Annotated in this window: 15 protein-coding genes, 1 tRNA gene and 3 pseudogenes; 4 read left to right on the forward strand and 15 right to left on the reverse strand. The window is 46.3% G+C overall.

All coding sequences use genetic code 11. The features are described 5' to 3' along the window. Positions 1 to 66: 66 nt before the first annotated feature. The 7 genes and pseudogenes from Q7C21_RS06035 to Q7C21_RS06065 form a co-directional block, all read right to left on the reverse strand. Positions 67 to 825, reverse strand: coding sequence for a CDP-diacylglycerol diphosphatase (locus tag Q7C21_RS06035; protein ID WP_375150536.1), 759 nt, complete (start codon positions 823 to 825; stop codon positions 67 to 69). A 120-nt stretch (positions 826 to 945) separates the two neighbouring features. After that, complete coding sequence (locus Q7C21_RS06040; RefSeq protein ID WP_003850923.1) at positions 946 to 1,254, reverse strand: contact-dependent growth inhibition system immunity protein; 309 nt, start codon at positions 1,252 to 1,254, stop codon at positions 946 to 948. Positions 1,255 to 1,272: 18 nt separating this feature from the next. After that, positions 1,273 to 1,698, reverse strand: a complete 426-nt coding sequence (locus tag Q7C21_RS06045; RefSeq protein WP_003850925.1) for a hypothetical protein — start codon at positions 1,696 to 1,698, stop codon at positions 1,273 to 1,275. Then, positions 1,695 to 2,396, reverse strand: coding sequence for a hypothetical protein (locus tag Q7C21_RS06050; RefSeq protein WP_375150507.1), 702 nt, complete (start codon positions 2,394 to 2,396; stop codon positions 1,695 to 1,697). The genes Q7C21_RS06045 and Q7C21_RS06050 overlap by 4 nt, the downstream gene beginning before the upstream one ends. Positions 2,397 to 2,550: 154 nt before the next feature. Then, complete coding sequence (locus tag Q7C21_RS06055; RefSeq protein ID WP_375150508.1) at positions 2,551 to 2,907, reverse strand: putative T6SS immunity periplasmic lipoprotein; 357 nt, start codon at positions 2,905 to 2,907, stop codon at positions 2,551 to 2,553. Between the two features lie 566 nt (positions 2,908 to 3,473). Next, the gene (symE, locus tag Q7C21_RS06060) at positions 3,474 to 3,803 is read right to left on the reverse strand and encodes an endoribonuclease SymE (protein ID WP_375150509.1); all 330 of its coding nucleotides are present in this window, start codon (positions 3,801 to 3,803) and stop codon (positions 3,474 to 3,476) included. Positions 3,804 to 4,061: 258 nt separating this feature from the next. After that, a pseudogene (locus tag Q7C21_RS06065) lies at positions 4,062 to 4,198 on the reverse strand (restriction endonuclease subunit S); the annotation flags it as partial. A gap of 393 nt (positions 4,199 to 4,591) precedes the next feature. Between Q7C21_RS06065 and Q7C21_RS06070 the strand changes: the two are divergent. The 4 genes and pseudogenes from Q7C21_RS06070 to Q7C21_RS06085 all read left to right on the forward strand — a co-directional run bounded on the left by Q7C21_RS06070 (position 4,592) and on the right by Q7C21_RS06085 (position 6,952). Beyond that, entirely contained in the window at positions 4,592 to 5,365 is a 774-nt protein-coding gene (locus Q7C21_RS06070; RefSeq protein WP_375150510.1) for a type IV toxin-antitoxin system AbiEi family antitoxin, read from the forward strand. Next, a pseudogene (locus tag Q7C21_RS06075) lies at positions 5,358 to 6,274 on the forward strand (nucleotidyl transferase AbiEii/AbiGii toxin family protein). Before Q7C21_RS06070 ends, Q7C21_RS06075 begins: the two are co-directional and overlap by 8 nt. Positions 6,275 to 6,485: 211 nt before the next feature. Next, positions 6,486 to 6,698, forward strand: a complete 213-nt coding sequence (locus Q7C21_RS06080; RefSeq protein ID WP_375150511.1) for a transposase — start codon at positions 6,486 to 6,488, stop codon at positions 6,696 to 6,698. Between the two features lie 104 nt (positions 6,699 to 6,802). Continuing rightward, the gene (locus Q7C21_RS06085; RefSeq protein WP_238329285.1) at positions 6,803 to 6,952 is read left to right on the forward strand and encodes a YgjP-like metallopeptidase domain-containing protein; all 150 of its coding nucleotides are present in this window, start codon (positions 6,803 to 6,805) and stop codon (positions 6,950 to 6,952) included. Positions 6,953 to 6,990: 38 nt separating this feature from the next. On the opposite strand, the gene Q7C21_RS06090 is transcribed toward Q7C21_RS06085, so the two are convergent. The 8 genes and pseudogenes from Q7C21_RS06090 to Q7C21_RS06125 form a co-directional block, all read right to left on the reverse strand. Beyond that, complete coding sequence (locus tag Q7C21_RS06090) at positions 6,991 to 8,472, reverse strand: N-6 DNA methylase (RefSeq protein WP_078804795.1); 1,482 nt, start codon at positions 8,470 to 8,472, stop codon at positions 6,991 to 6,993. Next, positions 8,465 to 9,067, reverse strand: a complete 603-nt coding sequence (locus tag Q7C21_RS06095; RefSeq protein WP_375150512.1) for a restriction endonuclease subunit S — start codon at positions 9,065 to 9,067, stop codon at positions 8,465 to 8,467. The genes Q7C21_RS06090 and Q7C21_RS06095 overlap by 8 nt, the downstream gene beginning before the upstream one ends. Positions 9,068 to 9,083: 16 nt before the next feature. Beyond that, positions 9,084 to 9,272 carry a hypothetical protein gene (locus Q7C21_RS06100; protein ID WP_078804798.1) on the reverse strand — a complete coding sequence of 63 codons (189 nt, stop codon included), beginning with the start codon at positions 9,270 to 9,272 and terminating at the stop codon, positions 9,084 to 9,086. 261 nt (positions 9,273 to 9,533) lie between these two features. Continuing rightward, positions 9,534 to 10,781 (reverse strand): annotated as a pseudogene (locus Q7C21_RS06105) (tyrosine-type recombinase/integrase). A gap of 198 nt (positions 10,782 to 10,979) precedes the next feature. Further along, positions 10,980 to 11,064: transfer RNA gene (locus tag Q7C21_RS06110), tRNA-Leu, on the reverse strand. A gap of 122 nt (positions 11,065 to 11,186) precedes the next feature. Next, entirely contained in the window at positions 11,187 to 12,218 is a 1,032-nt protein-coding gene (locus Q7C21_RS06115; RefSeq protein ID WP_078804902.1) for a DUF1176 domain-containing protein, read from the reverse strand. Positions 12,219 to 12,368: 150 nt separating this feature from the next. Then, entirely contained in the window at positions 12,369 to 12,755 is a 387-nt protein-coding gene (locus Q7C21_RS06120) for a hypothetical protein (protein ID WP_003850945.1), read from the reverse strand. 29 nt (positions 12,756 to 12,784) lie between these two features. Continuing rightward, the gene (locus tag Q7C21_RS06125; RefSeq protein ID WP_375150513.1) at positions 12,785 to 13,246 is read right to left on the reverse strand and encodes a hypothetical protein; all 462 of its coding nucleotides are present in this window, start codon (positions 13,244 to 13,246) and stop codon (positions 12,785 to 12,787) included. Between the last annotated feature and the right edge of the window lie 146 nt (positions 13,247 to 13,392).

Consider the following 13,392-nt stretch of genomic DNA (forward strand, 5'->3'; position numbering starts at 1 on the left):
CTATCAGAGGGCTTAATTACAGCAGTGCGGTTGGGTTGGTTGAAGGTTCAGGGTGATGAAGATTGGTTACTCCCTGACTGAAACGTCAGCCGGCGGCGCTGAAAGAATAGCGCAGCGTTTATCCAGTAGCGACTCAACGGATGCCCGATTGCCCTTATCCCAGCCGCGCCGGGTGGTTAGCAGGATAAATCCTTTTTCTCCCGAGAACGTCGTGGGGATGAGCGCCACACCAGACTCCGCAAGCTGCGGCGGCGACAGATGGAAATGGTCTGCCACGGAGGAGACAGGATAGATCCCCATCGCCGTGGGCTGTATAACGCGTCGGGCATAGTAGGTGTGATTCAGCAAACGGTCGGGCAAGGGTCGCCAGTCATCACCAATATAGGGGCGCTCGGCCTGAAGCTGGCGATAGACATCCTCCCGCAGGCAGGTCAGATGAATATGCAGTTGATTCTGGCTGCGGCCATAAGCGGAATTCAGTGCCATGCCGAGCCGATCCTCCGGCACTTCAGCACCATAGGCCGCCATCAGACGATAACGCATTAACCAGGCGTCGCCGAAATAATCGGGACGTCCAGGCCGCGTCAGCGCAATACTCTCAATGCCAGACATCGCCATTGTCGGCACCAGAATAAAGTGCAGCTTGTGGCGGGGATTCTGGATGATGCTGTAGCCCTGTGTGGCGTCCTGCGGAAGATAGACTTGCTGGCAGGGAGCCGGATCGCGACGGTAATGATAGTTATTCATGCAGAGATCATGCGTGACCGTCCACAATGCGTCAGAGCGGGCGCATCCTGTCAGCAGCAGCGCGATGACCAGCGGCAGAGACCGGCATCGCCATAACCATTTCCCATTTAGTGGATTCCATCCGCTCAGGCGACTCAATGCAGGTATAACCTCATCAGCAAGGGTTTGTATTAGGGAAGTGTTTAGCTGAATGGCAAATCAGCATTCAGAAAGAGATGCACTCACCTTTTGCTTCAAAAGCTTCAGGAATTCTGCAGGCGTCGTTTCCCATAAATCTGTAGAAAATTCCGCGCCATAGCAGCTTTCGAAATCCTGCTCCAGATTGTCAGTCTCCCTCATAAATTGTTCAATATCACCTATCAAGCCATGCCGGGAGGCGGGAGTAGAATCTGCAATCCATGCGTTGATTTGAGCATCTACACTTTCACCACTACCGAACAGGTCATAATCCTGTCCAAAATAGATGGCGATAAGGCTATCCAGTCCGGCTATGTTAATGTTTTTCAAAGTCGTAACCTCGGCGACTCAATTATTCAGAACCTTGGTCAGCTCAACCTCACGGGTTATGGGATTAAAGTATAGATAGAACTGATCCCCATCCAACTGATCAGGCCTTGCCCATATTTCCTTCTCACCCAGACTGCGCTTTTGCTTCGCGTATCCCAGCTTTTCGAGATAAGCGCGCAGCGATGCAGTATCTGCAGCTCCTTTAAATACGATGCTATTTGTAGGAGAATAACCGTCACCAGGGTGCGACTCGAAATAGAACTCGTCCGTTATACGTGGTGCTTTTTCGATATCTGAGTCTGTCAGTGTATGGTATTTAAAAAAATCGTGTTGTTTGTAAACAGTCGCCTCATTTGAGCACGCTGCAACAAACCAGACAAACAGACCGCCACAAATAAGCACGGTAGCAACCATAAGCGCGGACCACTTAAACAGGTTTTTCATTGCTTCGTCCCCATGAATGAGAGTGATGTCCCATCATTGGTAACGACCTTAACAATTCCAGATGTGAAATCGTTCCACGGCCTGAGCCAGGTCATAAAATGCGGAAGATATACTTTATACGGCTGATGTCGCAGGCATTTATCATCCGGGTCGGGAAAAAGAATCGGACGGAATCCATGATTTTTATGGGAACCGATAGCCCCATAGTAGTCCCAGCGCCGAACAGCTGAATCATAGCTGACTGGCTTGAGACGATAGCCATATCGACCCGGTATGATAGCCCGATAAAACCCGAACAGATCAGACACGAAATCCTCACCACTGAAGCCACTGTCTGTATACCATGAGAATGACCGCAGACTTTGCAGGCCTTCAAATCTGGACGCGGTGTTCATCATCATCGCCAGCATGATTCTGTTAATCTCATCAGTGCTCCGGCCTCGCTTTATTTCCCAGTGAGAAAACTTCCCGACGCCAAACCGCGATTTGAACTTAAAAACGCCCATATCCTGCCGGTACATGACTGGATAAGATGGCTTGCTGCTACGCTCACCTTCAGCGAACTGACGCCTCAACGCAGCCACGTCATTGCCACGGGCATGGCCCATATCAATCCAGCCCAACACCTCGGTGTAAACTATGCCTCTGTCGAGTACGTCAAAGGATGCCCCATCCTTAATTTCTCTTCGGGTGCTCATACTTACATCTCCTTATGTAGTTTGCTCGTGAATGGTATAGATGATTTTTCAGACAGTCCAGCCGGGAAGCTGTTTCATTAGCCTGCTTACCATTGATTAATATTCCAGATGTGCTGCATGCCGGTTTGGGCAACAAAGCGGGCGCTCCGCCTTCTTATTCTTTGTAATAAGAGAAATCAGCTGTGACTAGATGCGAAACTGACTTAGCAGATTGAACCTCATAGGCGAAATAGTATCGCTCTCCCGTTGTGAATTTAAATCCGAACACAGGAAGGCATTCATCTTTTGGAACATAAACAGGCTTGTCATCAAAAACCCTGTGAAAGGAGTCACTTTTATCACTGTTGATTTGAATGGCAGTGATACTTTCTTGTGGCTCCAGTGGCGACACTACACAAACTCGATTGTCTTTGAGAAACGCCGTTGTAGATACGCGCCCCACCATTCGATCGCCAGGCCCAGGACATCCCGTTAAGAGAAATACGACACCCAGCAATATTTTGTTTTTCATGTTAAACGCTCCTTCCCTGTTACGACTTTATGGCAATGCGAGGGGAAAAAAACTACTTCACTTATTATAAAATTCGTTTTTTTTATTCATCTTCTTCTCAATCACTCTGACTATGATCTGATAACCGTTGAGGGTTACCACTGTTCTGATGACTATTAGCGTAACCCCCACAGACCTTCAATATCGCGTTGATTGTATAGCTTTGCTAACGCTGTCCAAAAATTCTGCTCTCCCTCTGTAGATTGATCTGATGGCTTTACCAGAAGGAAAGTTATTACGAGCAAGGTGACGGCGATAAGGATTCCATCCCTTGCCGGGACACGTTTCGCTTCCATTTAACACCAACTCAATTGTGCAAAAGACATTAGCCCGTTACGTAATTTTACCTGTGAGGTATAGAGTAATGTCTGCCGAATAGCCATGAAATCAGTTCGGTGTTGTAAAGTGATGTAGCCTAAAGACACGCCGAGCGGCGCCGCGAAAATGCAGCCTGAAATTCCCTCGCTCTATATTATTCACCTTGATATTTAACCGCTCCCGATGCGATCTCGGGAGCGGCTTTCCATTCAAACGACTTTCTGTTTACCGGATATAACCTGAATAAACTCCTGAACCTGCTTTTTTTTCCGCGCCGACAGCTTGCATACCTGGCGCAGCGACTGCACTAGTTCGCTCTCCTGCCGGGCAGTGAGCACAATACAGCCTTCCATTACTTTTACCTCTACGGCTGTGCCAGTGACAAAGCCGGCTGCTTCCAGCCATTGTCCTTTCATAGTGATGGCGGGAATCCGGCTGTAATCCGGATAGCGGCTCGCGTAGCCAACCGTCAGCTGGCGGTTATTTGAAGGCGAGACTTCTGGTTCCGACAGTTGTGCAATAGAATGGGCGTCAGTCATGATTACTATTCCCTATAAATAGTGATTGTGATTAGCGGCGCGGGTGTGTTGGCGCACATTCGCACCGCGCTAAATACCTGTATATATCATCAGTAAAGCGACAAAAAGTCCAGCTGAAAGCAGCGAGATATAATCTTTTTATAAAATCACTTGAATATAAATATTAATATTTATCTGGCGGTAAATAATAAGGCGCGCACCGGCAAGGCCCGCACTAAAATAATAACCAGGATTTTCTACGCGGGCCTTTTTACCTGTTCAGACTGTACGTTCGGATTTAATTTTCTCCAGCAACGCGGCAGCGCTGTTTTCTCCGCTGATTAATTCAGGGTCTACAGCCGCCACTGCACGGTGAGTTCACCCTGGAATACTTTCGCCAGGATTAGTTGTCGGATTTATTGACGGACTGATAGTCGCGGCTTAGGGCGATTCAGCGAAAACCATGGGTCCAGGTACCACGCCAGGCTTATCATTCGATCCCGCTCGATCCCGCTTGATAGTGAAGGGACTGATGTGGCTGGCAGAGCCGATTTTTCTTGTACCAGAGTATGTGTTTATAGCTGCGGCGGCAGGGATTGGGCTGACAGTATCGATTACGGGCGGATCTATCAAAAAATACATGTGATGCAATCATTTCCAGCCTGACTGAAACAAACTGTTCAGGATTTACCAGCAGGCTATCAATAACTTTCGCTGGCAACATTTATGCTGTGAGAGACACTGTACATTGACTTTTCACTTCCCAGATAGTTTACTTTTTTTATTATAGTTACACTCTGAGTTAATCTATGCCATCAAAAATAAACTGGCTGTTGCAAAACACCTCTCCAGGAAGCCTGGTTTTGCAATCCTGGCTAACCCGGAACAACATATCGCCTTCTCTGGCCTATAAATACGCGCAAAGTGGCTGGCTGAAAAAACTGCGGGCTGGCGTTTATGCGCGCGCAGGACGAGAACCGGACTGGAGTGATGCGCTATGGAGTCTTCAAAGCCAGCTTGACGCGCCAGTGCATCTGGCCGGACTGAGCAGCCTCTCCTGGCAGGGCCGTTCCCATTACCTGCAACTTAAGCAGAGTCAATGCTGGCTTAGCGTTGAAAACAAAACAATATTGCCTAAATGGTTTAAAGAATTTCCCGGCGTTGAGTGGCTGATAGTATCAGCTCTGAAGCTTCCTCAACTGGATGAGAAGTTCCGAACCGAGCTCGACGTTAAAGGAAAAAAATTAACTGCCAGCGTACCAGAGCTGGCAGCCTATGAGCTGTTAAGCGCAGTTCCTCAGGTAATCTCATTCGAGCACGCTGCCGAGCTTTTTCAGGGACTGGTCAATCTCAATCCACGTAAAGTCGAGAAGCTACTTACGCTCAGTCAGTCCGTACAAACAAAGCGATTGTATCTGTTTTTCGCCAGTTTTTATGATCATGCCTGGTTCAGGCGCGTAGATACCAGCAAAATCGACCTGGGTTCGGGCAACCGACAAGTTGTTGTTAATGGCAAGCTGGACACGCAGTACATGATTACTGTGCCCGAAAATTTTACCAGAAAGGGAATAAGCCATGGATAAAACCTCCCCCTACTACCGCCAGGTCTCCCTGCTGGTTAGAGCATTACCTTATGTCGCTAACGAGACCTGCTTTGCGCTGAAAGGGGGAACGGCGATCAACTTATTCATTCGCGATTTTCCCCGACTATCCGTTGATATCGATCTGGCTTATATCCCACTGGAAAGCAGAGATGTCGCCTTACCCAATGTGCGGAAAGCGCTAAGCCGCATCGCCGCTGAATGGAAACACAAGCCGAGATCAGTGCAGTGCTGCAAACCCATAATCCCGATGAGATGCGTATCATAGCCACTACGGACGACGCGCAAATTAAAATCGAGGTTTCACCCGTTGCCCGGGGAACATTGTATCCACCGCAAGAACGCGACGTCGTGGAAGCTGTGGAAGAAGAGTTTGGTTTTGCCGCGATCCCGGTAGTCTCACTGCCTGATCTATATGGCGGCAAGCTATGTGCTGCGTTAGATCGACAACATCCCAGAGATTTCTACGACGTTAAAATGCTCCTTGATACACAAGGAATCGACCGCGCAATATTCAATGGCTTTATCGCTTATTTGCTTAGCCATAATCGCCCCTTATCCGAAGTTCTTAGCCCACGCTGGAAAGATATTAACGAACCCTTTCAAAATGAATTCAGCGGCATGACCCTTGAGGAGGTCTCACTGGAAGCGCTGGGAGAGGTCCCGGAAAGAATGCTTAGCGCGCTGAAAGCGCATTTCACTCAACAGGATTTCGACTTCCTGATGTCATTTAAACGCGGAGAACCTGACTGGAATTTAGCACCAGAATCCCACATTCAGAATTTACCAGCCGTTCAATGGAAGCTGCGAAATATAGGACAGATGAATGAGGAAAAGCGCGTGCAGTCGCTGAATAAACTGGAAAAGGTCATGGCAGAATGGCTAAGCTAATTTACTTTTTTTGTTATAGTTACACCAATAGTGTAACTATATGATTCTTAATAAACTAACAAAGCCCTGTGAGGATAAATTTCCCTCCGACACTTAAAAATAAGGTTGCTATTGGCCTCGCAGGCGATCTGGTTTGTTTGTAAGTATCCCGCTTAACGGGCCAGAAGTGGTCTCACTGGCACTGGTGTAATGAGCCGAAGAGCATGGTGTATTGCTGGAATTTATCAGGACGGAAAAGCCGACACAGAATGCGTTTATTGAGCGTTTTAACCGACGATTTCGCCATGAATACCTTAATGAACACTGGCTTAACGATATAAACCATGCCAGGAAAATCATCAGTAAATGGCGTAAAGATTATAACGAGTGCCGCCTGTACTCCATGCTGAATTCTCAGATACCGTCTGCATTTGAGGCGGGTTAGAGAAAGGGTTATTCTTACATAGAAGGATCCGACATTACTAACTGAGCGTTGTATCTAATCTTGGGGGGGGGCAGGTCATAACCACCTGAATGCCTTAAATTTTTGTGGTTCACGAACTCGTCCATCTATACGAACGAAAGCCTAACGAGCGTTTTACCGCTTTGATAAACATGCATTTACCAAATTGGTGCCAACACAGAGCTAACTTGAATAAAATGCCATTAGCTTATAATCCTTGGGGTTTTAAAATTTAATCAGAAAATGGTTGATACTATTGCACCAACCATTTCCATCAATTATCAATAAAATCTTTCATTTCTCTTTCTAATTCATGCAATGTTGATAGTAGTTCTTCACGCTGTTGACCTAATCTCTCAAGATCAACAAAAACCTGCTCTTCATGCTTCTTAACATATCGAGATATATTTAAATTAAAATCATTTCCTTGTATTTCATCATAAGAAGCCACATGTGAAAAATCATCGACACTACTCCTTTCAAAGTAGCACTTTGATACTTTCTCAATGATTTCACTTGTTATCAAATTGCGCCCCTTTACGGGTTTAGCCAAATCAGATGCGTCAATAAACACGACATTAGAATTGTTTTTATCTCTCCTGAATATCAAAATGGCGGTTGGTACCCCTGTCCCAGGAAGAAGCCTATCTGGTAAACCGATTACCGCATCCAATAATCTCTTATTTACTAAATTCTTCCTTATGCTCTCCTCTTGGCCTCCACGGAACAATACCCCGTGTGATACCAGTATGGCCATTCTACCAGTTGCACTTTTAAGTGTTGAAACCATGTGCAAAATAAAGGCATAATCACCCTTAGACTGCGGTGGAAAACCTAAATTAAAACGACCATAATCATTATAAACTAAATCATCATGATTCCAACCGATAATATTTAACGGAGGATTAGAAGCAACTACATCAAACTTCATTAATCTATTATCAGCTTCCAGAAACTGAGGGTTTGATATTACATCCCCCCATTCTATCCGACTATTAATCTCATTATGCATAACCATGTTCATTTTAGCCAAAGCCCAACTGGATCTATTAGCCTCTTGACCAAATAAGATATAATTATTGCTTCTAACGGATTTTTTTATTTTTTCACCTAGGGTAATTAAAAGAGAACCAGACCCACAAGTAGGATCACAGATACTATCTCCATCCTTAGGCTGCAATAACTCTGCAAATAGTAATGAAATACCTTCTGGGGTATAAAACTCTGCCCCCCTCATCGCCGAGTCAGATGTAATCTTTTCTAAAAGATATCTACATGCTACTTTTATCTTATCATTACCATCCTGGGTATAACCAAAATTCATTTCAGGACGTGCAAAAATATCGAGTAAAACATTCAGCATCCGATCTCTTTCTGATCTTGCACCAAAATTAACCGTCGAAAATTGTATAGACTCGAATAAATAACCACATCTACTTTGACAGACCGAATCTATAGCCTGATCAATTAATCTCAGCGAGTCGTCAATCCTCTCTCCAATATAATCACCATGATTCTTAGCCTCATGATATATTTTATAAAAGCTCGCATCCTCTGGTACTCGAGAAACAATGTCTAACAACTCAGAATATTCTTCATTAGTCAAATAATCTGCATAGCCAATTTTTATATCAGAAATATATTTCAACAATAACATTGAGAACATATAATCTTTATAAGACGATGAGTCAACTTTCCCTCTAAATAAATCACAAGCAAGCAAAAGTGATTTATGGAGTGCCTTCATTTCACTCATTTTCTAACTCCTTGCCATTAATGATATTTTCACATATACCATCAAAGAGCACATCGCCATTTTGTATTAGTGAATTATAGATTACTTTTTGTTTAATCCAGTTCCTATTAATAAAACCAATCTTTTCTTGAACTCTCAAGCTTGGGATTTTAACAGTAATTTTAGAAACCGTTTTTGAATTAATTTTACTAATACTAGTACCTTCACTCAAACTGCGAATATATTTACTTCCAGACTTAGAGTTTATATACCAATGTAAATAATGTGGTAGTACTTGATTTTCATTACATCTAATCACTGCTAACTGATTGGACGTAATGATTGGTTTGCCTAGACTCCCTTCGATAATACCAGCTGAAAACACAGGCCCCCGCAGACGTAATAAAATATCATTAGGGAAAAGATAATGTTTCTCAGGATTACCTTCTGGGATTACAGAGGTTAAAGCACCAAGATCTAAAATGCCGTCAAGTCCAATATCTTTCGTCTGGATAAGATAGCAGGAGCCTTGCTCACCAGCTTCTTGAATCGCCGATTTAAAGGGCATCCCTAAGCGGATATCAGCAACACTCTCTAATGTAACAATTTTATGCATAAGTAAGCTAGGGAGATTACTCGCCCTTTCCTCCAGTGGTTTTAAGCACAATCGAGTGTTTCCAATTCACATCCCCCACACGTACATCTAAATCCATCTGCAATGAGGAAAAGGAGATCGCGTGTATCAGCATGACAACACAAGCCATATTCCCTCCCTTGCTTATTGACTTTTTACGCAGGGATTGATATTTTTTCTCGTTCATTTTGTTAGAGCCTCTCATACGGTTTTGGTCAGAATGTTTCGGGTAAATAGCAGCGGCAACTGCTAATTACTCACCCTCTTACTTGGGTAGTAGCGTCGTACTAGGTCAGTGAGAAGACTATAACAGGTTTTACAGAACTAACACAACAGTAGCATCGTACTACTTTTTTATGATGTGATTATTGCTATACTTCATGGAACCATTAAGATCATGATTATTATCATTTATCTTGTGACTTCATGATGGAAAAATATTTTTGTATTACTTTCCAAAATCGAACGGGCTTACTCCCTTCTCCTGATTCGCATCCAGATAATCCGCCCACCACTGCAACATTAGCCTGCGCTCCCCCAGATGTTCGGCCTTATGAATGTAAGCCGCACGGACAGAGTTACGTTCCTGGTGACTCATCTGACGCTCCACTGCATCCCTCGACCACAATCCTGACTCAATCAGAGAACTACACGCCATCGTCCTGAAACCATGCCCACACACTTCCGTTTTCGTGTCATAACCCATCACTCTCAGCGCCTTGTTCACCGTGTTCTCACTCATAGGCTTACGCGGATCGTGATCGCCCACAAAAATCAGCTCACGGTTCCCATTCATGCTTTTGATCTTTTCCAAAATGGCTAAGGCTTGCCGCGATAAAGGAACGAGATGAGGTGTACGCATCTTTGAACCACGTTGAGAATGCTTAACGCCTTCCAACGGTTCTCGCTCCCCCGGAATCGTCCACATAGCAGTTTCAAAATCGACTTCTGACCAGCGAGCAAAACGTAGCTCGCTTGAACGGATGAAAACTAACAAAGTGAGTTCCACTGCCAACCGGGTTAAAGGCCTGCCAGAGTAGTGATCAATGCGATGAAGTAATTCAGGAATGCGATTGAGTTCTAGCGCAGCACGATGCTGTCGTTTAGCTGTGGCGACCGCTCCAGCGATTTATTGCGCGGGGTTGTAGTCGATTAAGCCGCTCTGAACGGCATACCGCATAATCGCGGTAGTACGCTGCTGTAAACGGGCGGCGACTTCAAGGCGTCCGGATGACTCGACGGCTTTGATGGGTACAAGCAGATCCCGTGTCTTCAATTCAGCAATGTTCCGCTTACCAATAGCAGCAAAGAGATTATCTTCTAGGCTTTTCAGTACACGAGCACTATGCGATGCCGACCATTTCTGATTACTGGCATGCCAGTCTCTGGCAACCACTTCAAACGTTATTGCCTCTTGCTCCTGCTCTACCTTAACGGCTTTCTTGTTCTCACTGGGATCGACACCGTTAGCCAACAGCTTACGCGCCTCATCCCGGCGAGCCCTGGCATCTGCTAGCGAGACTTCGGGGTATTTCCCCAGCGCCAGCATCTTTTCTTTACCGCCGAAGCGATAACGCAGCCGCCAATATTTAGAACCATTAGGGTGAACCAGCAAAACCATGCCTTCAGCGTCAGTAAGTTTATAGGCTTTTGCTTCAGGCTTAGCCGAACGAACCTTCACATCACTCAGAGCCATGATGAATATCCTTTCAAGGGTTCTGTGTGGGTACAAACATTATCGAACCGGGATATACCCGCAGATGTACCCGCATCAGTAAGTTGATGTAGATTGAATCAGGTTGACTTAGGTTGAGTGAAAAAGCGAGGAAAGCCTTGCGGATACTGGATTTCAGGCACAAAAAAAGACGTCCGTTGACGTCTATTGATGTTCCGATGGTGCCGAAGGCCGGAATCGAACCGGCACGCCTCGCGGCGGTTGATTTTGAATCAACTGCGTCTACCGATTTCGCCACTTCGGCACTGAAGGGTATGCGGAAAACGTTGAGGATTATACCGTTACCCCCTGTTTCCGCAACCCTTATCCGCAGACGAAGGTGCAACTGCTGAAAAAAACGTCTTTTTGGATCTCAGGTTCACCGGCTTAACCCGAAACAGGCTTCACATCCGTCACCAGCGTCGGCAGATCCCAGGTGCCGCCCGCATGGATATAACGACACATGCCGGTCCCACCATCATAACTTTTGCGGAAAGCCTTGCCATCCCATACCCAGTTTTCCTGGCTCATGCAGTCGCCGATGCCACGGCCTTTCTGCACGCTGGTAATCTCGCCCTTGTCGTAATCCGACCCGGAAATGGTCACCAGCTCAGGCTTGCCTTTTAGCTGGTTATCAATGACCCAGTAGCCATAGCCTTCGTTATACGCGGCCCGCCAGCAGAGCGATGAAAGCAAAGCATGTGTATCATCCAGTGGCGTAAGCGTAAGTCCGTCAGTTTCAGGATCGCTGTTTTCTGCCGGTGAATAGAGGCTGTCGCACGTGTCATCGTCATTGTGATTGACCGTTGCAAGCAGCCGGGTTTTCAGTGCGTCGCTTTCCGAAGCGGTCAGCAAACGGGGTTCGCCGCCGAGGGTTTTAGCCGCCTGAATAACCGGTGTAGGCACAGCCTTAGCCACGCTGCTTTCCGGTTTATTGCCCTTTTTAGTAAGCGCACCTGGCGTGCCGATACGGCCCTGCACGTCGTCCGCTTTCAGCAGCACAGCGTAAGCGCCCTCACCGGAAAGCAGAAATGGTTTGGTGCCGCCTTTAAACTCGACTTTACCGCTGCCTTTGACGGCGCTGATGACCGCTGAGGTCTGACTTGCCGACATTCGCCAGTTGTCGTCAGCCGCCACCAGATCACCTGCTGATTTCCCGTTAATCCAGAGCGTCAGCTTTTCCGCCGGTTCGCTGTCATCTTCGGTGTCGCCCAGCGTCACTTCTCCCACTGTCTCAGTTCCAGGTCCAGCGGCACGGGTGAGCAGGATGGAGCCGGAGGGATCCTCTTCTTTGCCATAACCCGCAATGCGGCAGGTCAGGGTGTTATCACAGACAACTTCCCAGTCTTTGTGCTCAAGCGTTTTTCCGCTCTGGGCGGCCTGAGCCGACAGGGAGAGCATCGCCAGCACAAAAAGCATCGGTTTACAGTTCACTTTATTTCCTTATGTTTTATTTCTGACATCAGCACTGGTATCACTCTTACATCACGAGTGCGAGAAAACCAACAGCCATTGTTAATTGCCGCCAGGCTTTAACGAAAGGCTGAGCCACGTTCCTGGGCGATGCAGCTATAGGGTAACTCTCTCTTTTTTGTTACGCGCTTCAACCAGCACACGGTGCAACTGGCCGACTGAAAGGTCGCGGATAACGGGCGCAGGAATGCCGCGCAGACGTCTGCAAAGATAAACAATGCCCAAGAAGTCGATGCCTTCACTATGGAAAAGATATTCGTTTTCTTTCAGAGAGAACGTCTTACGGAAATCCTCTTCTTCTGTAGAAAAACTCACGTCGAAAATTTTTTCCGCTTCCTCCAGCAACTCAACACCATCATCGCCGGTAATCCCCAGATCCTTTTCCAGCCAGGTATTTTCATTGATGGTTTCACGTTTACATCCTGCAAACTCGCGAACAAAAGCGATAACGTCCGCCATTGAGGGTTCCATATCATTGCTCATGCTAAAGCGCTCCGCGCTATCCTGCCAATTTACAGTCGTCCTAAGGTCATTTCCTGCACCTCAGCCGCTGGATTGGCCTCTTTCACGGCGGCAAGAAAACCGACAAAATCCCGATTAATAAGGGTGTAGTTGTTCAGGACTCTGAACTCCCTTTCGGTGCTATAAGACCCGGTGACGTAACGAACAAGCCATACCCGGCGATTGCTGACTTCAGTTCCGGTAACTTTTATCCTGATAATATTCTTCAGCGGAACTTTGCAAATCGTTTCGCCTTCGCGATGCTGATACAGGAAGTCGCAGTCATAGTAATAATCTTCCGTGTTCATGCCCAATTTTTTCAATATCGGCGTATTAGCCGATATCTTTTTCATCTCGCCTGGAGAAGGAGGAAGCCCTTTTTTGAGGGGCAAAGGCTTGAAGCAATACCAGATGAGCAAAATGAAGAAAACTAACGACAGCAGTGAGAAAATAAAATAAACAAACTGATGCATTTAAATGACCCGATCTGTTCGGATAGCTCCTGATTATATCGAAGAAGATATGACGCCGTTATCCGTTTTTATTGCCCTGCCAGCTCATCTTTCAGTGCACTACGATCTGTCTGGCGAGTGCCAGAGACAGGCAGTGCCGAGCGCCA

It is taken from the genome of Pantoea sp. ANP04 (assembly GCF_041982285.1).
Taxonomy (GTDB): domain Bacteria; phylum Pseudomonadota; class Gammaproteobacteria; order Enterobacterales; family Enterobacteriaceae; genus Pantoea; species Pantoea eucalypti.

Bases quoted from the DNA above. Each gene is read 5' to 3' on its own strand.
- Q7C21_RS06100 (WP_078804798.1), bottom strand. From the start codon at position 9,272: ATGAACGAGAAAAAATATCAATCCCTGCGTAAAAAGTCAATAAGCAAG.
- Q7C21_RS06050 (WP_375150507.1), bottom strand. From the start codon at position 2,396: ATGAGCACCCGAAGAGAAATTAAGGATGGGGCATCCTTTGACGTACTC.
- Q7C21_RS06055 (WP_375150508.1), bottom strand. From the start codon at position 2,907: ATGAAAAACAAAATATTGCTGGGTGTCGTATTTCTCTTAACGGGATGT.
- Q7C21_RS06095 (WP_375150512.1), bottom strand. From the start codon at position 9,067: ATGCATAAAATTGTTACATTAGAGAGTGTTGCTGATATCCGCTTAGGG.
- Q7C21_RS06090 (WP_078804795.1), bottom strand. From the start codon at position 8,472: ATGAGTGAAATGAAGGCACTCCATAAATCACTTTTGCTTGCTTGTGAT.
- Q7C21_RS06070 (WP_375150510.1), top strand. From the start codon at position 4,592: ATGCCATCAAAAATAAACTGGCTGTTGCAAAACACCTCTCCAGGAAGC.
- Q7C21_RS06045 (WP_003850925.1), bottom strand. From the start codon at position 1,698: ATGAAAAACCTGTTTAAGTGGTCCGCGCTTATGGTTGCTACCGTGCTT.
- symE (WP_375150509.1), bottom strand. From the start codon at position 3,803: ATGACTGACGCCCATTCTATTGCACAACTGTCGGAACCAGAAGTCTCG.
- Q7C21_RS06120 (WP_003850945.1), bottom strand. From the start codon at position 12,755: ATGAGCAATGATATGGAACCCTCAATGGCGGACGTTATCGCTTTTGTT.
- Q7C21_RS06125 (WP_375150513.1), bottom strand. From the start codon at position 13,246: ATGCATCAGTTTGTTTATTTTATTTTCTCACTGCTGTCGTTAGTTTTC.
- Q7C21_RS06115 (WP_078804902.1), bottom strand. From the start codon at position 12,218: ATGCTTTTTGTGCTGGCGATGCTCTCCCTGTCGGCTCAGGCCGCCCAG.